Here is an 18,043-nt window from a genome sequence, read left to right on the forward strand (position 1 = left end):
GGGTCTGGTTGTTGAGGTAGCGTTCGTGGCGCAGGCGCGCGTAGAAAAAGCCGCTTTCGCTTTGCAGGTCTTCGTCGCGCAGGTGGGACTTGCCGAGCACGCGGTAGGGTTCGGCGTAGTGGTAGGCGTCGCCGTAGGTGTTGTCGGCGACGCCGCGGGTCGTGGCCACGCCGTGGGTGGCGGGCTCGCCGAGGGTCTGGTCGACCTCGCCGTCGAGGTAGGCGCGGCTGTCGTCGGGGTGATAGGCGCGCACGCTGACGTGCTGTTCCACCACCCGGTGGCGGGTTTTCAGGGCCCAGACGCTGTCCTCGACGCTGTTGCTGAAGCCCGACGGCGAGCGTAGCGGCAGCTCGACGTCGAACTGGTAGCAGCGCTGGTCGTCACAGAACTCGACGACATCGAAGGCGAGCTCTTCGTGCTGGATGCAGCGGTACCAGATGCCGATCTCGGCCAGGATCCGGCTGATGAACGCCAGGTCGCTTTCCTGGTACTGCATCACCTGCTCGCGCTGCGGGTACTCGCGCTTGAGGTTGAAGCGAAAGTGCCCGGTGTCCAGACCGTGGCGGTCGCGCAGAATGCTTTTGACGATGTCCGGCACGGACTGGTGCTGATAGATCCGCGTCTGCTGGCCGCGATCGAGCAGGGCCAGGCGCGGTTGCAGGGTGACTTCGTAGCGGGCTTCGTCGATTGAGCCGGACAGGCGTTGGCAGGCGGTGATGCGGCCGTACAGCGTGCGCAGCGGCATTATCGGCCTGGGCACTTCCCAGTCGAACACGGGCACGTTGGACGGTGCGTCGTACAGGCTGAACTCGGCGTACTGGCCGATGAATTTTTCCGCGCCGATGTCGAGGTCGCTGGCGGTGAATTCGATGCGGTAGAGGTAGGGTTGGCTCAGGTACTCATGGCCCTCGAAAGCGAGGACGTCGAGATGGGTGTCGAGTTTGTCGATCTTGAGTGTGTGGCGGTTGTGGCCGAAGACCGGGTTCATGCTCGGCCCTCCGGTGCAACGACTGAAGGTCCGTCGGTGAATTGCAGCGTGATGCCCTCCTCATCGCTGCAGCCCAGGGTCACGCCAAGGGTTTTGTATTTGGCGGCCTGACGCTGCAGCAGCTGTTGGCTGAGCGCCGGCAGAATCTGCTGGTTGAGCAGGCTGTCGATGTTGCGCGCACCGGTGTCGGGCAGCAGGCAGGCGGCGACCAATGCATCGTGCAGGCCATCCTCGATCTGGCAGGTCAGGCCGTAATGGCTGTGCAGGCGCCTGGCGACCTTGGCAAGTTTCAGGGCGACGATATGCTTGAGCGCGTCGGCCAGCAGCGGGCGGTAGATCAGGGTCTGGAAGCGGGCGAGCAACGCCGGCTGGAAGTGCTCGCGCAGCAGCGGTCGCAGCCATTCGTGCAAGTCGCTGTCGCTGGCTTCGGGCTGCTCGCGCAGACCGTTTTGCAGCTCATCGCTGCCGAGGTTGGAGGTCATCAGGATGACAGTGTTGCGGAAGTCGATTTCACGTCCTTCGCCATCACGCATGAAGCCGCGGTCGAACACCTGGTAGAACAGGTTGAGCACGTCGCGGTGGGCCTTTTCCACTTCATCCAGCAGCACCACGCTATAGGGCCGCTGGCGCACCGCTTCGGTGAGCACGCCGCCCTGGCCGTAACCGACGTAACCCGGTGGCGAGCCCTTGAGCTGGCTGACGGTATGGGCTTCCTGGTACTCGGACAGGTTGAGGGTGATCAGCGATTTTTCGCCACCGAACAAGCAGTCCGCCAGCGCCAGGGCGGTTTCCGTCTTGCCGACGCCGCTGGTGCCGACCAGCAAAAATACCCCGAGCGGCGCCTGCTCTTCGGTCAGGCCGGTCTTGGCCGCGCGCAGGCGCTGCGCCAGGGCACCGAGGGCATGGTCCTGGCCAATCACTCGCTCGGCCAGTTGCTGTTCGAGGTCCAGCAGGCTGGCCTGTTCGTCCTTGAGCAAACTGCCCAGGGGCACGCCGGTCCAGTCGGCGATGACTTCGGCAACGCTGCGTGCATCGACGTCGAGGGACAGCATTGGCTGGCTGCCCTGGGCCCGCAGCAATTGCTCCTGCAGTTTCGCGCAGAGGTCGCTGCGGACCGGTTCAGCCTGACGGGCATCGAGCAATTGACAGGTCAGGTCGAGTTCGTAGCGGTACTGGTGCAGCAGGTCATCCTGCTGTTGTTGCAGCTCGACCTGCTGCCCGGCGATCAGCGTCAATCGTTCGCTCAAGTCGCTGCCATTGAGTTGCACATCCTGTTCCAGTGCGCGCCGCTCCAGCTCCAGCGCGGCATGCCGGGCCTTGAGCCGCACCAGTGCCTGGGGCTCGCAGTCGAGGCTCATGCGCACCCGCGCGCTGGCGGTGTCGAGCAGGTCGACGGCCTTGTCCGGCAGCTGGCGGCCTGTGAGGTAGCGCCGCGACAGGCTGACCGCGGCCTGCACCGCCGCGTCCTGAATGTGCACGCCGTGATGGCTGGCGTAACGGGCCTTGAGGCCGCGCAGCATCAGGCAGGCGCTGGCATCGTCCGGCTCGTCGACCTTGACCATCTGGAAGCGCCGCTCCAGGGCGGCATCGCGCTCGAAGTACTGTTTGTATTCGCTCCAGGTGGTCGCGGCGATGGTGCGCAATTCGCCTCGCGCGAGGGCCGGCTTGAGCAGATTCGCCGCATCCGCCCCGCCCGCCTGGTTACCGGCGCCGATCAGGGTGTGAGCCTCGTCGATGAACAGCAGCACCGGGTTGGCCGCCTGCTGCACGGCGTCAATGACGTTTTTCAGGCGTTGTTCGAATTCGCCTTTTACCCCGGCGCCCGCTTGAAGCAGGCCAAGGTCCAGGGTGCGCACGCTGACCGCCTTTAGGCTGTCCGGCACGTTGCCGTCGGCAATGCGCAGGGCCAGGCCTTCGACCAGCGCGGTCTTGCCGACGCCGGGCTCGCCGACGAGGATCGGGTTGTTCTTGCGCCGCCGGCTGAGGATGTCGATGACCTGGCGGATTTCATCGTCACGCCCGAACACCGGGTCGATCTGCCCGGCCCGCGCCTTGGCGGTGATGTCCTGGGTGAACCTGTCCAGTACCGCTTGCAAGGCATCGTGCACGGCAGCTCCGGGGACAGGTAACGCCGGGGGCTGGTCCAACGCACTTTGCTGTTGGACTTGCGGGCGTTCTTCGGAGTGTTGATCGAGCAGCGTCGACAGCTGCTGCAACTGGATTTCACTGAGGCTCAGCATTAGCCAGGCCGCATCGCTATCCAGCAGTTGCGGACTGTCCTGCAGCGCGCCCAGCAGGTGCGCCGATCGCAAGCTGTCATGCCCTTCCAGCGACGCGCGCAACCAGGCGCTCTCGATCAGTTTGTGCAACTTGCCGCACAACTGCGGCTTGCCTTGCACGCTGCGCGGCAGACTGTCGAGATGGTCAAGCAGACCGCGCCACAGTGCGTCCATGTCCCATTCATGACGACGGGCGATCAGGGTCAGGTCGCCCTCGCCCCGCTCAAGCAACTTGAGCAGCCAGTGTTCGATGCTGATCCGCCCATGGGCACGGCTTTGGCACAACGACGCCGCCGCGCTGAGCGCCTGGGCGCAGTAGGGATTGAGACGGCGAAGCAGGCGCGTGGAGTTGTCGGTCATGGAGGTACGTCCTTGTGCTGAAGGGTCAGCGGATAGTCGGTCAGGGCGATGGAAAGTGTCGGGATGGGCTGGGTTGAACGTCCGCGCACAGACGCTCAACCCAGTGCACCGGAACCAGCAGGCAGAGGCCTGCCTGCTGGTTATTCAGCGTTACCCTCTACTACGTTTGTCCCATTTATCGTCGTGTTTGAGGTTTCCGTCCTTGAAGTCCCAGAAGATCTCCTCGTAGCGCAACTCAACCTCTTCCAGGTGGTTGAGTTGCGCCTTGTCCGGATCTTTGACGTCGTGCATTTTCGACTCGACCTTCACTACCTTCACTTTTTTAAGCAGGGTGTTGTAGTACTCGACTTCCTGGCCAGCGTCGTCGATGCGATAAAATTTGAACTCGGCGCTCTCGAGTGTCTGGCCTGTAGTAGCAGCCTTATAGAGGTAGGTGCTGGAGGCATCGATTTCTTTGGTGAACACGTACGGAGAATGGGTCCGCGTACCGGTCAATTTTCCGGTGTTATCGTCGCTGGCGATGTAGACGCTGTGGTTGTGAGCGACCACCTCGATACTGCCTTCGCGACCTTGCACGGTCACTGAACCTTTAATGTCCGCACCGCCGTCATTTTTCAGCCACAGGTAAACGGGAATTGCCATGTGAAGCTCCTTTTCTCAGTACACAAATGCCGCGTTTGCGGCAGGGAGTTGAACGTCGGCCCCGACCGTGGGTAGCACGCAGGCCCCCGCTTCCGGCACCAGACGGATATCGACGCGACGGTTGGCTTGACGCCCCCCCTCGGTGTCATTGCTCGCGATCGGCTGGCTCTTGCCAAAGCCCTGCACCGCGAAGCAGCTGTCGGGGATGCCACCCATGCGTTGCATCCACTCACGTACCGCTGCCGCGCGGGCACGGGACAAGTGCAGGTTGTGTTCGTCGCTGCCCACGGCATCGGTATGCCCGGCGATGACGATCAGCCAGCCAGGCTGGGCCTTGATGCCGACCAGGGCATCGATCAGCACCCTGGTTGATTCGGGCTTGAGCCGGGCGCTGGCACTGCTGAACAGCGACAGACTGTCCAGGCGCACCGTTCGCGCGGTACGTGCCGCCAGCGGGCGGGTCGACGGTTGCTTGTGATCGGCTATGGTCGTCAACACCCGGTCACGCAGGCGCTCGCCGTGATACAGGCCAAAACCCAGAGCCATGGGGACGCCCAGGCGGTAGTACGAGTCCAGTCGCACCGCGTCCTCGCGCAGCACGTTCAACGCATCCTCGCGCCGGGCGAATTCGGCTTGCTCAAGACGCGTCGGCGGGGCAATGGACGTGTAGCGCCGCAGGTCGTCACTGACCTGGCGCAGCAGCAAGGTGTTCTGCCAGGCCGAGCTGATCAGGGCGACAACGGTGGCAAACGTGAACCCCCATACCGCGATCACGATTGCGCCACGCTTGGGTGATGGTTGAGGCTGCCGGGGCAGCAGACTCAGCAGAGGGTCAGGAAACGGCAACGGCTCCCCCGTTTCCTGTATAGCGCCATCGGCGTCCAGCAGCGCGGTCTTGTCCCGCTGCCATTGCCGCCACAAGTTGCCGGGCACATAACCGGGCAGTGTCGGCACCAGGGTGCAGGCCCACACCAGCGGCAGGCCGATAGCGTGGCGACCTTCACGGCGGGTGAAGTGCGCCAGGACATGTTCGTCCAGCCAGGCAGCTGCACTGTTGAGCTGGATGCCGGCCTGCAAACGTTGGGTATGGACTTCACTGCAAGCGGACTGCCGGTACCAGTCGTTCGGGCTGAAGCTGGTCCCCGCCTGCAGAATGTTGCAGCGGTCCTGGCCGGCGCCCCAACTGAACCAGGCCCCTTTGGCTGCAGGGGACTGCAGATAGCTGACCAGCATCAACGGCAAGCTAAAGCCGCGCTTGCGCGTCAGCGCGACCTGATGATTGAAGGTGCGCACCTGCCCGGCCAGCACCCCGGCATTGGTGTGCTCGCCCGGGTTGACGACAAACATCACACTGAGCTGTCCGCCCCACTGGGGACGCAAGGTCATGATGCTGTCGACCAGCCCCGGCATCTGTTCCACACGGGAGACCCGCAAGTAACATCCCTGCTCGGTCAAGCGCTGCGCAGGATGATCGGCGCCCCCCTCGCCAAACAGGCCGGACAGGCCGTCGCCACAGACCAGCACCACAGGATGGCGGTAGTTCGCCGGTGGCATTGCGAAATCATCGAGCGAACCGGGCAGGTCCCGTTGCAGCGCTGCCTGACGCACTGCCCGGCCCCACGCCAGCGCAACACTGCCGACAACGATCAAGACCCCGACCACACGCGTCCATCCGCCAAGCGGGATGATCGCCAGCAGCATCAAGGCCAGCGCCCCTGCCCACAGCCAGAGCCCTTGTTTGAGTTTGAGCGTCATTGGCTCACCTCAGGCTGCTGCGGACAATAGCGTCGCCACAAGACTACCCAACCACTGATCGAGCCCGTACCAGACACCGACCAGCAACAGGCCGGCTACCAGGGCATTGACCAGGGGCGAGCGCAGGCCCGGGCTCACCGTAAGGCCTCGACCGCCGCTGACCGTTGCGGTCGACCGCCGATGCAATTGCAAAGGGGCGACCCGTTCATTCAGGGTGGTCAACAGTTGCTCGCGCTCCGGATCATTGATATCGGCATAAAGACCCTTGAAGCCCAGGGTCAATACCCGTTGGAACGCAGTCAACACAAGCGGATCCGCTGCGGGTTCGCGCAGCACCTCACGCATGTCCTCATAAAGGAACACCCCGGCCTGATGGCGATTGAAAAACTTCGTTTGCAAGGGTTCGCTGGCCCAGCGCGAATGGGCATTGTCGCGGGTGAGGTTGAGCATGGTTTCATCCAGCAACGCGCATTGCGCATGGCTGATATGGTCGATGCTGCGTTGCGTCAGCCCCGCCTCTGCAAGCGACTGGCGAAGGCGTTCGACTTGCTGCACGCACAACGCTTTGACTTCATCGCTGTTCTGCGCCGAGGCACCCAGCCGCAACTCGACCACCAGCAGGTAGCTGTCCTGCAGCAATGCGTCGATATCAACCGCGTCGTGTTTTTTCGTTTCGATCAGGTTCATGCACGTAGTACCGCGAACAGTTCAAGTTTGACGTCGGCCAGGGTGCTCGGGACGTAGAAGGCACAAACGCCCTGAGCCAGAATGGCTTTGCCCTTGACATGGTTGAGGTCGAGGGCGAAGTACTGGTTTTCCAGGCGCAGGGGAATGGCCGCCGGCACATGGCTGAGGGACTGCAACGGCACGCCGTCGAGGGCGGCGTTGACCAGTTGATCGACTTCGTCCGGTGTACCGATCTTGCACAGGCGCGGGAACTGGCTCTGCAGTTGCACCGCTGGCAGGCGGCAACGCACCGACAGGTAGAAGTCGGCGCTGTCTGGCTCGCGCAGTCGATGGTCATCGAGGCGCACCTGCCAGCGATTGGCCGAACTTTCTTCAAGGTCCAGGGCAATGACCCGCGAAGGCAGGCTGGCCTCCAGCAAGGTGGAAATCATGCGCAAAAGTGGCGGGAACACACTTTCCAGGTCTTCGTGGCGGTAAGGCGGAATCTGCTCGACATCGTGTTCGAGGGAAAAGGTCAGCAGGCTGCCGGCCAGTTTCGTCAACTCCAGATAGACCTGCTCGGGAGGTCGCGCAGGCCAGGCCTTGAGATCGGCCAACACCGGCTGGTAAGTGTTCAAGGCATTGAGCAGCCAGAACAATGACACGTCGGCAACGGCGAAGTCGGCCATGCGTTGATTGCTTTCGCGGCGCATGCCCATCAGTCGCTGGCGTTTGGAGGACAGCTGGCTCAACAGGTTATCCAATTGCGTCAGCAACCCCGGGTGCGCGGCGAAACTGAGCAACGGCGGAATGTAATCGGGGTCAAGGCTCCAGGCGCCCTGCCCGTCGCGCATCAACCGTGCGATGGGACAGGTCAGGTAATCGCCGTTCTCGTCGTGCTCGAAGCGCAGGCTCAGCACCTGTTCCAGCACGCCGACCGATTGCACCTCATCGGTGTAGATGTCCTGCACCCGTCGCCAGTCCTGGCGATATCGGGTAGGCCGATCCCCTTGCCCGCCATCGAACAGGCAGTTGTTGCCATTGGCCTGCTCCAGCGGCAGGGCCAGCAGCAAGGTAGCTGTCTGGCTGTCACCGGTCTGCAGGCGCGACAGGTCGAGACCGGGGGGCAGCCGATCCACTTGATCGCTGTCGATCAGGGTACCGTCCGGCATCCGCAGATTGAGCCGGGTGGCCTTGAGCGTGCCCAGGCGCAGAGCTTCCAGGTCGAAGGCGACACTGCGAACGCCCCAAGGGTGCACCAGGCAAAGACGAGCCAGGCACTCGTTGGCCCAGGCCTCCCAGCGCGCCTGCTGCTGGAATTGCTGTGGGGACAGCAATGCCCCCGCGGCCCACAAGGGGCGGTCGATTTTCATGAGGTCGTATCCCTACGAAGTGGCGTGGGTGTGAGCAGGAATCAGGCTTTCGCCTTGGGCATCTGCGAAACCAGCGACAGGTTGACGTCCATGCCTTCCACCTGGAAATGCGGCACGGCATACAACTTGACGCGGAAGAAGCCCGGGTTGTCCTCGATGTCTTCGACGGTGACCCGGCCAGCCCGCAACGGGTGCGAAGCCTGCAGCGAGTCGCCCGGATCGTTCATCTCGGTGACCAGCCCGCTGACCCACTTGTTCAACTCCAGCTCCAACAAACGGCGATCCTTGGTGGTGCCGATGTTTTCGCGCTGGATCAGCTTCAGGTAATGGGCAATGCGTGACAGCAGGAAGATGTACGGCAGGCGCGCATTGATCCGGCTGTTGGCGGAGGCCTCCGGGGTGTCGTACAACGCCGGCTTCTGCGTGGAGTTGGCCGAGAAGAAGCACGCATAGTCACGGTTCTTGTAGTACGACAGCGGGATGAAACCGAGGTTGGCGAACTCGAACTCGCGAGTTTCCGGAATCATCACTTCCGAAGGAATCTTCACCTGATTGCCAGTGCCCAGATCGTACAAGTGGATCGGCAGGTCGGTGACCGCGCCGCCAGACTGCGGACCGCGGATCTGCACGCACCAGCCGTTGGCGATGAAGCTCTTGACCATGTTGGCAGCGAAGGCGAACGAGGCGTTGGTCCATAGGTACTTGTCGTGGTCCGGCCCCTTGACGCTTTCGATGTAGTTGAAGCTGCGCACCGGAACGGTGTCCGGGCCATAAGGCAGACGGCCCAGCACTCGGGGCATGAGCAAACCGATGTATCGCGCATCATCGCTGTCGCGGAACGCTTTCCACTTGAGGTATTCGGCACGGTCAAAGTAGTTGCCGATGTCTTTGATGGCGGCCACTTCTTCCATAGAGCGCTTGCCAAAAAAGGCTGGGCCGACGGAGCCAATGAAAGGCATGTGCGCTGCTGCCGAGACTTTGGAAATACTGCGCAGCAAGGCAATGTCTTGCGGGCTGCGGTCGAATTCGAAGTTGGAAATGGCAGCGGCGATCGGCTCACCGCCCGGTGTGTCGTACTCCTGGGTGTAGGTATGCATGTACAGACCGCTTTGCGCGATCTCTGGTGCATCCTCGAAATCCTGGACCAGGTGATCCTTGCTGATATCCAGCAATTCGATCTGTACGTTCTGGCGGAAATCGGTCTGATCGATCAACGATTTCACGCCGCGCCAGGTGGACTCGACCCGCTGGAAATCCGGGTGATGCATCACAGCGTCCAATTGACGGCTGATTTGCGCATCCAGCGATGCGATATGTTCATCCAGCAGTGTCCGGTCCAGACGCCGGACCTTGCGCGAAGACTGCTTTATCAACTTCAGGAAAACACTGACCGCGGCGGTAACACGCTCATCGACAGAAACGTCCGACAGTGCCTCGGAGCTTTGAAACATTTCAATCTCGCCCAACGCTTTTACCGGGTTGAGATTGATCTTGCCAAACAATGCGCCATACACGCCCTGGCTTTCTTCAGGCAACACCGTAGTGCCACGCGATTGCATGTGAGAATGTTCGATAGACATTGTGAAAACTTCCTTTTAAACAGACCGAGGTGAATTAACGAACGGCTTGCGGAGCCAATGCAGCCAACTCGCCTCGCAGTTCGTCAGTCAGTGCCTCGTCCATGAGGATTCGCTCCAGCTCCAGACGAAACCTGGCATTGTCCAGAAGGTTGGACTTGAGGTCGCGCAACAGGTTGCGCATTGCCAGCAGTGCGCGCAGTTGCGGAATTTGCCGGGCCACCTGCTCTGGCTCGAAATCCTTCATGCTCTGGAAACCCAGAACGACCTCCGCTTCGCTGGCATCCTCCACCAGGGTATTGGCCACCGCCAGGCTGAGCTCGGGAGAAAATTCGGCCAGTACGCTATCGAAGTTGTTCTTGTCGATGGCGACTTTGCTTCTCTCGGATAAAGGGCGCTGTTCCTTGCCGTTACTGTAGTCACCCATCACCATCAACTTGAGCGGCAATTCGGTTTTTTTCTGGGCATCGCCAGTATGCAAATCGAGTTTGATGTTGATTCGTGCCTTTGGCACTTCGTTTTGAAAACTACCAGAAGCCATAAATCCTCCTTGGATATTTGTAACTGCATGCACAGTTACAAATAATCAACTACAAAAATCTGGTTCAGCCATTGCATTGACATATCCAGATAAACTAACAGCCATCGTTCTCGATCTTTTCTCGACCGCAAAAAAATGAACCTTTTGAAGTGAAACTGCAATCAATGAAACAAAAGCTTAAAACTTTCCGGAGGCAATGGTGAACTATCGTACGAAGTCATTCTACCCACGACAAACATATAAAGACCGAACGTACACCGCGCTGGGAACTTACTCTCACTATAAAAAGCAATCTCCCTACGCTATTTAAGAAGTTTCCTACAAATAGCTTATTGGCGTGCTTTGAAGGCGACTCAATGCAGTCGCAGTGAAACCAGTCGATACGGTTTTCCAGGAAAACCAGGGGTGGGGTGGGGTGGAATGTCATGACTGCCTGCGCCCGGTCCAGAACCGGGAACAGGCAGCACAGACCAGGCAGACTTCAGAATTTCTCTGCGATGTACTTGAACGGATAGTTCGGATCCCGATAGTTGCCCGGGCTTTGCCGCTTGGGCAGCTTCACTTTCGCCCGCGGTACTTCCTCGTAGGGAATGCTGCCCAGCACATCGGTGATGATGTTCAGTCGCGCCCGTCGCTTGTCATTCGAGTTGGCGACCCGCCACGGGGCGAAGTCTGTATCGGTGGCCTCGAACATGTCGTCCCGGGCACGGGAGTAGTCGTACCAGCGGTTATAGGACTTGAGGTCCATGGGTGACAGCTTCCATATCTTGCGCCCGTCGGTGATACGCTCCTTGAGCCGTCGGGTCTGTTCCTCCTGGCTCACTTCAAGCCAGTACTTGATCAGGATGATTCCCGATTCCACCAGTGCCTGCTCGACGCGCGGCACCGAGGTGAGAAAATTGCGCACCTGTTCTTCGCTGCAAAAGCCCATGACCCGCTCGACTCCGGCGCGGTTGTACCAGCTGCGATCGAAGATCACCACTTCGCCAGCCGCCGGCAGGTGCGGCAGATAGCGTTGCACATACATCTGGCTTTTTTCCCGGTCGGTCGGTGCCGGCAACGCCACCACCCGGAACACCCGCGGACTGACCCGCTCGGTGAGCGCCTTGATGGTCCCACCCTTGCCGGCGCCATCACGGCCCTCGAAGATGATGCAAACCTTCGCGCCCGTGTGCTGCACCCACTCCTGCAGCTTCACCATCTCGACATGCAGCCGCGCCAGTTCCTCGATATACACCTTGTTCTTGAGTTTGCCGCTATCGACCGGCTTGCTTTTCGTTGCCGCCTTCTTCTTTGCCATGCCCGATACCTCCTCCAATGCCTCACACCGCGCCCGGAGTTCCCCCGGCCGCGTTCATTCAGCCTCGACTGCGCTGGTAATGTTCAATCGCCAGTTCCAGGTTCAAGAACATGCGCGCCTCGCCCAGCGCATGGCCCAGGGGTGCCTTGATGACCATTTCCCATACGCTCGGGCTCATGCCCACCAGCCACAATGAAATGCCTTTTTCCTGCAGTTGCTGTTCCGCCCCGGTGAGCATTTTCAGCGCGGTGTATTCCAGGTCGAACACGCTGCGCAGGTCCAGGACCACGACCTTGGGGTCCGCCACGTCAATCAGCGGCCGGATCTTGTCGGCGATGCGCTCGGCATTGGCGAAGAACACCCGCCCTTCGGGCCTGAGCAACAGCAACCCGTCAAAGTGTTCGTCATCGATGTGCTCGGCGGACTGCGGTCGGTACACATTGGTGCCAGGCTTGCGTCCCAGGACATGCACGGGCGGGTCCGAGACTTGATAGGCCAGGGCCAGCAACGAAACGATGATCGCCACGACGATCCCTTGCAGCGTGCCCAGCAGTATCACGCCGATCATGGCCACCACGGCCCAGGCAAATTCGGTACGGCGAACCGACAGGATCTCGCGAAATTCCGCCGGTTCGATCAGGCCCACCGAATAGACGATCACCACGGCAGCGAGCGTGGCGTTGGGCATCAGGCCAATGAGCGGTGCCAGCAGCAGGCACGTGCCCAGTGCCAGTGCGGCGGTGACCAGTGCGGCCAGTTGCGAACGGGCGCCGGCCAGGCGGTTCACCGCCGTCTGGGTGGTCCCGCCACCGGCGACCATGGCCCCGAGAAACGCACCGCCGATGTTGGCAACGCCCGTGGCCAGCAGCTCCCGGTTCGGTTGTGGCGCGGGCTCGTCACTGCGGGCAAACGCGCGCCCCGCCGCGATGGTTTCGGTGAAACTCATCAGCGCGATACCCATCGCCGAGGACCACAGGGTCTCGGCCATCGACCATACCGGCAGGGTCGGCGCGGGCAGTCCGATCGGCACCACGCCGACGGCGGACACACCAAAGCGCTCCAGACCAAACAGGCTCATGCCGATGATGCCAAGCGCCACCGCAATCAAAGGCGCTGGCAGTCGTGGTGTAAAACGCTTCATGCCCACCAGCAGCAGGACCATGAACACGCCGACCGCCACGGTCGGCAGCGAGGCATGGCCGACGCTCTGGACCGTGGCCACCAGGTTGTGCAGGAAGCCGCCTTTGTCGATGTGCGTGCCCAACAGCTTGGGCAACTGGTCGAGCACGATGACCACGCCGATGCCGGCCTTGAAACCCACCAGCACCGGTTCGGAAATGAAATTGGCGACGAAACCCAGGCGCAGCAGCCCGGCGACAATCAGGATCGCGCCCACCATCAGGGCCAGCGTGGCGGAGCCGGCGAGCAAGGTCGCCGCATCGCCATCGGGGCTGAGCTGGCCCAACGCGGAGCCGGCGAGAATGGCCAGGGTGGTCGTGGTGCTGACGCTAAGCGGGCGCGACGTGCCGAGCACGGCATAGATCACCATCGGCACCAGCACCGTGTACAGCCCGACCTGCACCGGAAGGCCGGCAATAGTGGCGTACGCCAGCGCCTTGGGAATCACCACGGCCGCTGCCGTCAGCCCGGCGACAATATCGCCCCGCAGCCAGTCTGGCCGGTAGCTGCCGAGCCATTGCGGGATCAACAGGCTGCGCAAGGTTCCCCGCTGTGGAGTGCCTGGAATCCGCTCTTGCGGATGGCTGCCTTGTTGATTCATCAGTCACTCCAGTGGCAAATCGTCCCGTGCGGATGATGAGTGGGCTCAACTGACCGCACAATCCTTTAACTGCACGCGCAACCATTGCAAACCTTCATCGGCATCGAAACGCGTGTGCCAGCAGGCAATCCACGCAGACTCGACCAGTTACAAATGTAGCCGGTTTGCACGGCTACGCCGCCACATGGCTGGCGAAGGAGACAGACGCCCCACCATCACCACTAAAAAATGGAAAGCCTTATATGGACGACGTCATGAAAGCAATAAATGAGCTATACCCGCTAATTCCCCCCATTGCAGTTCTTCAACTCAGGAGTTTGGCAATGAAGCTCAGAACCTCACTGGCCGCACTCATGGTTGCGGCAAGCCTTTTCGGCTGCACCACTTCATCGACCCACGGCGTGAACGTCAACCTGGTCGCCACCCGGCAAAACGCCGGCCAGATCGGCACCGTCACCTTGACCGACTGGGACAAGAAAACCGGGCTCAGTTTCTTCATCAGCGGTGCTCCAATGGGGGTTACCCTGCCCCTGCGTCTTTACTCCTTCATCAATAATGGCAGCTGCGAGCAACCCGGGTCAGTCGCCTACGCGATGAACGACACCGTCAACACCGAACGCCAGCCCGTACGCGGCTGGTCTTTTACCAGAACCGCGCCTGTGCCGTTGCAAACCCTGGTTGACGGCAAGTATTCGGTGGTCGTGCGAACGGCTTCGACCGATGGCAACGTCGATATCTTTTGCGGGGATATCAAGGCAACAGAACCGGTGAAATAGCCGCGGCCGATTCAGGTCGGCTCACGCCCCGGTACCGCTCGTGCCACCGGTTGTCCGGTGCGAGCGGTGGCGTCGGGTGAACGGAACCGGGGCCGGCGGCAACAACCGGTAACAAGCCTGTCATTACTCACTGATAACGTCCAAGCGCTTTCCCGAACCGCATCCGCTCGATCTCTGATCGCCCGGTTCCCTGTACCAGGGCTTTGCCCATCCGCTCAAGGTGCCACTTCAGGTGTACGCAAGCACGACGCGCAAGCAAATCATCATCAGGTCCAACGACATGAGCTGCGACGACTTCGGCGCGTTGTTCTCGAGCCTGTTCGGCAACCTCTATTGCGACTCTCCGCCGCCGCCGAAAAACATCATCATCGGCGGGGTCTACGGCCGGCACGAAGGTGTCAGTTTTCGTCGCATGCACTATCGCGGTGACTTCACGGTGGCTTTTCCCGCCCCCCTTGATGAAATCACCTTTGTCATTCCCACCGCCGGGAAGATCATCTTCAACCACGTTACCGAGTCGGTCGGTTTCGCGCAGATCGGCCTGGCGATCGACAAAGCCGAGGTCCGCTCGGCGCGCTTTGTCGACAACCACGCACAGCACGGGATTTCGATCAGCCGCCAGCTGATTACCGAGCGCCTGTCGACGCTGCTGGGCAAACCTATCCTGCAAAAGGTCCATTTCGAACCTGTGGTGGACCTGAATGTGTCGGCCTTGCAGGGCATCCGGGCGTTGATTGAACTGGCCACAGGCACCGAGTTCGACCTGCTGATCAACACAGGTTCGCTGATGCCTTCGCGCCTTCGCGAAATGCTGGTCGATGCGGTACTGGAAGCCTGGCCGCACAACTTCACCGAAGCTCTTCAGCGCCCTTCCCCACTGATAGCGCCACGGCATGTGAAGCTGGCCGTCGAGTACATCCAGGAGCACCCCGACCACCTGGCCAGCGGCACCGAGCTGGCGCAATTGACCAACGTCAGCCTGCGCGCATTGCAGGAAGGTTTTCAGCGTTTCATGGGCACCTCGATCGTTGCCTATCAGCGCCAGGTCCGCCTGGAGCGCGCCTTTGCCGCGCTGTCCCAAGGGGTGTCGCCGTCGGTGACAGACGTGGCCTTGCAACTTGGCTTCAGCAATGTCGGCCGGTTTTGCCAGTATTTCCAGAGTGCCTACGGCATCAGCCCCGCAGACGTGAGAAAGGGCCTGCGAACGCGGCCGATAGCGACCAATTGAGACATTGTGGGAGCGAGCAAGCTCGCTCCCACAAATTGCCTTAACTGATCGTCAGAACAGATAACTGGCCTTCAGCCCGCCATTGAAGCCGTGGCTGTCGCCGCCGCCGCTGGCGCCGACTTCTGCCCCCACGCTCCACGGACCAAGGTTGGCCATGACGTTGACGCCACCGGTGAACTGGTCACGGTTGTCGAAGGCGGCTTGCTGTTCGATGTCCAGGCCCAGCAGTTGCCCTTCGCTGTCGACTTCATGGTCGCCCAACACATGCTCGTAGCCCACTTGCACCCCCGGCACCACTTGCCAGGCACCGAGGCCGACAGGTGCAAAGGATGCGTTGAGGTTGGCCACCGCGCTCTTGCGGGTCTCGTGGATGCCGTCGACATCCAGGGCCAGCTCGCTGCCTTTTTCCTGGAAGCCCGACAGGTTGACGTGGCTGATCCGCACGCCGAGGCTCGGCTCAAGGGTCACGCCGTTTACCGGTACACGGTAACCGAGCGCCAGGGTCGCGCCGGTGAGGTTGCCATGGCTGTCGCCCTTGGCCGTGCCCAGACCACCGCCCAATTCGCGCTTGCTCTCGTAATCGAGATAGCCGACGCTGGCATCGGCATCCACAAACAGGCCGCGCTCCAGGCCGTTCGGAGCAAAGCGTGCGCCGACGCTGAAGAAGGTCAGGTCGGTATCGGCCTCGCCACCTGCGCCACCGACATTGCCGCTGCTGTAGCCGAAGCCGGCATGGGCGCTGAGCTGTTCGGAAAAGCGCTGGGTCAGGCCGATCATCATGCCCTGGCTATGCTCGTTGCTGCTGGAGGCCTGGGACGAACCATCGGTGCCCAGATACCCCGCCAGAGCGGTGCTCCACAGGCGATATTGCCCGGCCTTGAGGTCGATGCCACTGGTGAACGGCGCGCTGGCCTGTTCGATCATCGCGCCCTGGCGCAGCAGATAGCTCGCGGCGTCGGCATGCACCTGACCGCCGACGGTGGACTCGACGCCCCCGAGGCTGCGGGCATCGATGGCCGACTGCAGGTAGTAGTTGTAGGCGCTGTAGGTGCCCGACAGGTTGCTGTTCTGCAGTTGTTGCAACAACTGCGCGCCGGCCGCGGCGTTGCCGGCCAGGTCCGCTGCGCCAGGCAGGCTGTTGTAGAACACCATCTTGCCGCGCAGCACGTAGATGGTTTCCTGGGACAGGCCGAGGCCTTCCTTGAGGTAGTTGTCCATCGTGCCGTATTGCGCGGTCACCTGGTCCAGGCCGGCTTGCAGGTAACTGGCCTCCACACCGATCAGCGGCCCATAGATGGTCGCCAGGCTCGGAGGCAACGCCGCCAGGGTCGCCTTGATGCGCGCGGCGGTGTAGTCGTTGGTCGCCAGGTAGTTGCTCATGATGGTGGCATCGTCGACCCCGGCGATGCTTTGCAGCACGGCGGCGGTCCAGCCCGTGCGGTCCTTGCCGGCGGTGCAGTGGAACAGCGCGGCGCCATCGACCGTGGCCAGCTCATTGAACAGCTGGTTGAACTCGCTGCGCATCCCCGGGTTCCGGACGAAATCACGGTTGGTGTCCTGCATCATGGCGGTGGCTTCGGCGGCACTGTGGAACGCAATGTTGGTGACGTTCGCACCCGACGTGGAGCCGCCGATGATGTCGATGTTGGTGTACGTCGCTCCCGTGAGCATCTTGTCGGGCGTGGCGGCGATCTCGCTGGGCGTGCGCAGGTCGTAGACCGCCTTGATGCCCAGGCCGTTGAGGGTCGCCAGATCCGCCGCCGACGGCGTCAGCGCGTTGGAGCGGTAAAACACCCCGCCACGCATCGTACCGTCATTGGCCGTGGTGTACGCGGTGGTGAGACCGGCGACATCGCGGAAGTTGTCGATGCTCTTCAGGCGCGGGGTGTTGAGGGGGACTGTCTCGGCAGCTTGGGCGGCAGCGATGGACAGGCTCAAAACAGACAGCGAACACACAAGTCGTTGGAACACAGTGCAGCCTCATTGAAATCGCGTTGGGCTGACTAATATCTACATTGAAATGGCGCTGAACATGACAAATCGCCTGCAAACGCAAATCACTGCGCGATGTGTCCAGGTGGCTCGTTTTCTGTCCGTGTAATGCCCATTGTGCTGGCGGAAAACGAGATGCGCGGTGGTCGCCGATCAATTTCCAGGCATAAAAAACCCGCCTTGCAGCGTAATGCTGTTCACTTAAGGACGAACACTGTATCTGTGGCGAGGGAGCTTGCTCCCGCTTGAGTGCGCGGCACTCACAAAAAATGGCATTGTTGTCACATTTTTGGGGCCGCTACGCAGCCCAGCGGGAGCAAGCTCCCTCGCCACAAAAGTAGGTGTGCCTGAAGCACCGCGCTTAAGTGAACAGCATTACGCCTTGCAGCGGGTTTTTTGCTTTTCTAGAAACTGATCCGTCGCCGCGAACTCAATGGGTTTTTTTCGAGGTCGACAGCCCTGCTTTGCTCAAGCCTTTGGTGTTGTGCTCACCCGGCGTCGAGGCCGAAATAGCCCTGGCCTTGGAGATGCCGCGAGTATCCTTGGAATGGGCGATGCCTGAGGTCGTGGTGCCATGACCGTTGTCATCGTTGCGCTCACTACCGTAGTGGTTCCCGCTCAGGCCATGGTCGCGCACGGATTTGCCGGCATGGTCGCTGTCCAGCCCGTTGCCGCGGCCGTTACTGCCGGAGTGGCCTGTACCGGCGTGTCCGCCACCCATGCCGCCGCCGTGGCCTGCGCCGTTTCCACCGCCATTACCGCCACCATTTCCGCCGCCATTACCAC

General features: G+C 61.4%; 14 protein-coding genes. 2 read left to right on the plus strand and 12 right to left on the minus strand.

Annotated elements, in window-relative coordinates:
• The 10 genes from KGA96_RS28505 to KGA96_RS28550 all read right to left on the minus strand — a co-directional run.
• Nucleotides 1–988 (minus strand): type VI secretion system Vgr family protein (locus KGA96_RS28505; RefSeq protein ID WP_223515861.1); only part of this gene is annotated, 988 nt, incomplete at its 3' end.
• Nucleotides 985–3,627, minus strand: a complete 2,643-nt coding sequence (gene tssH, locus KGA96_RS28510; protein WP_223515863.1) for a type VI secretion system ATPase TssH — start codon at nucleotides 3,625–3,627, stop codon at nucleotides 985–987. The genes tssH and KGA96_RS28505, both read right to left, overlap by 4 nt.
• A 150-nt stretch (nucleotides 3,628–3,777) precedes the next feature.
• Nucleotides 3,778–4,269 carry a type VI secretion system tube protein TssD gene (gene tssD, locus KGA96_RS28515; protein WP_223515866.1) on the minus strand — a complete coding sequence of 164 codons (492 nt, stop codon included), beginning with the start codon at nucleotides 4,267–4,269 and terminating at the stop codon, nucleotides 3,778–3,780.
• A gap of 15 nt (nucleotides 4,270–4,284) precedes the next feature.
• Entirely contained in the window at nucleotides 4,285–6,024 is a 1,740-nt protein-coding gene (locus tag KGA96_RS28520; RefSeq protein ID WP_223515869.1) for an OmpA family protein, read from the minus strand.
• Nucleotides 6,025–6,033: 9 nt separating this feature from the next.
• Complete coding sequence (gene tssL / locus KGA96_RS28525) at nucleotides 6,034–6,711, minus strand: type VI secretion system protein TssL, short form (RefSeq protein WP_046042390.1); 678 nt, start codon at nucleotides 6,709–6,711, stop codon at nucleotides 6,034–6,036.
• Nucleotides 6,708–8,063 (minus strand): type VI secretion system baseplate subunit TssK, encoded by a 1,356-nt coding sequence (gene tssK / locus KGA96_RS28530; RefSeq protein WP_046042391.1) that lies wholly within the window; start codon nucleotides 8,061–8,063, stop codon nucleotides 6,708–6,710. Before tssK ends, tssL begins: the two co-directional genes overlap by 4 nt.
• 41 nt (nucleotides 8,064–8,104) lie before the next feature.
• A complete protein-coding gene (gene tssC, locus KGA96_RS28535) occupies nucleotides 8,105–9,643 on the minus strand; it encodes a type VI secretion system contractile sheath large subunit (protein WP_223466691.1) in 1,539 nt (512 codons plus the stop codon).
• 34 nt (nucleotides 9,644–9,677) lie between these two features.
• The gene (tssB, locus tag KGA96_RS28540; RefSeq protein ID WP_223515872.1) at nucleotides 9,678–10,181 is read right to left on the minus strand and encodes a type VI secretion system contractile sheath small subunit; all 504 of its coding nucleotides are present in this window, start codon (nucleotides 10,179–10,181) and stop codon (nucleotides 9,678–9,680) included.
• A 481-nt stretch (nucleotides 10,182–10,662) separates the two neighbouring features.
• Complete coding sequence (gene ppk2 / locus KGA96_RS28545; protein WP_223466689.1) at nucleotides 10,663–11,481, minus strand: polyphosphate kinase 2; 819 nt, start codon at nucleotides 11,479–11,481, stop codon at nucleotides 10,663–10,665.
• A gap of 58 nt (nucleotides 11,482–11,539) precedes the next feature.
• A complete protein-coding gene (locus KGA96_RS28550) occupies nucleotides 11,540–13,261 on the minus strand; it encodes a SulP family inorganic anion transporter (protein ID WP_223515875.1) in 1,722 nt (573 codons plus the stop codon).
• A gap of 323 nt (nucleotides 13,262–13,584) precedes the next feature.
• Between KGA96_RS28550 and KGA96_RS28555 the strand changes: the two genes are divergently transcribed.
• Together KGA96_RS28555 and KGA96_RS28560 are read left to right on the plus strand one after the other, a co-directional pair.
• The gene (locus KGA96_RS28555; RefSeq protein ID WP_046042397.1) at nucleotides 13,585–14,037 is read left to right on the plus strand and encodes a hypothetical protein; all 453 of its coding nucleotides are present in this window, start codon (nucleotides 13,585–13,587) and stop codon (nucleotides 14,035–14,037) included.
• 280 nt (nucleotides 14,038–14,317) lie between these two features.
• Nucleotides 14,318–15,265, plus strand: coding sequence for an AraC family transcriptional regulator (locus KGA96_RS28560; RefSeq protein WP_223466685.1), 948 nt, complete (start codon nucleotides 14,318–14,320; stop codon nucleotides 15,263–15,265).
• 51 nt (nucleotides 15,266–15,316) lie between these two features.
• Here the strand turns inward: KGA96_RS28560 and KGA96_RS28565 are convergent, their stop codons facing one another.
• The gene (locus tag KGA96_RS28565) at nucleotides 15,317–17,236 is read right to left on the minus strand and encodes a tyrosine-protein phosphatase (RefSeq protein WP_223515878.1); all 1,920 of its coding nucleotides are present in this window, start codon (nucleotides 17,234–17,236) and stop codon (nucleotides 15,317–15,319) included.
• Between the two features lie 451 nt (nucleotides 17,237–17,687).
• Nucleotides 17,688–18,043 (minus strand): hypothetical protein (locus KGA96_RS28570; protein ID WP_223515882.1); only part of this gene is annotated, 356 nt, incomplete at its 5' end.

This window comes from Pseudomonas sp. GL-R-26 (assembly GCF_019947365.1).
In the GTDB taxonomy this organism is placed as follows: domain Bacteria; phylum Pseudomonadota; class Gammaproteobacteria; order Pseudomonadales; family Pseudomonadaceae; genus Aquipseudomonas.

Bases quoted from the DNA above. Each gene is read 5' to 3' on its own strand.
- tssH (WP_223515863.1), bottom strand. From the start codon at position 3,627: ATGACCGACAACTCCACGCGCCTGCTTCGCCGTCTCAATCCCTACTGC.
- tssD (WP_223515866.1), bottom strand. From the start codon at position 4,269: ATGGCAATTCCCGTTTACCTGTGGCTGAAAAATGACGGCGGTGCGGAC.
- KGA96_RS28520 (WP_223515869.1), bottom strand. From the start codon at position 6,024: ATGACGCTCAAACTCAAACAAGGGCTCTGGCTGTGGGCAGGGGCGCTG.
- tssL (WP_046042390.1), bottom strand. From the start codon at position 6,711: ATGAACCTGATCGAAACGAAAAAACACGACGCGGTTGATATCGACGCA.
- tssK (WP_046042391.1), bottom strand. From the start codon at position 8,063: ATGAAAATCGACCGCCCCTTGTGGGCCGCGGGGGCATTGCTGTCCCCA.
- tssC (WP_223466691.1), bottom strand. From the start codon at position 9,643: ATGTCTATCGAACATTCTCACATGCAATCGCGTGGCACTACGGTGTTG.
- tssB (WP_223515872.1), bottom strand. From the start codon at position 10,181: ATGGCTTCTGGTAGTTTTCAAAACGAAGTGCCAAAGGCACGAATCAAC.
- ppk2 (WP_223466689.1), bottom strand. From the start codon at position 11,481: ATGGCAAAGAAGAAGGCGGCAACGAAAAGCAAGCCGGTCGATAGCGGC.
- KGA96_RS28550 (WP_223515875.1), bottom strand. From the start codon at position 13,261: ATGAATCAACAAGGCAGCCATCCGCAAGAGCGGATTCCAGGCACTCCA.
- KGA96_RS28555 (WP_046042397.1), top strand. From the start codon at position 13,585: ATGAAGCTCAGAACCTCACTGGCCGCACTCATGGTTGCGGCAAGCCTT.
- KGA96_RS28560 (WP_223466685.1), top strand. From the start codon at position 14,318: ATGAGCTGCGACGACTTCGGCGCGTTGTTCTCGAGCCTGTTCGGCAAC.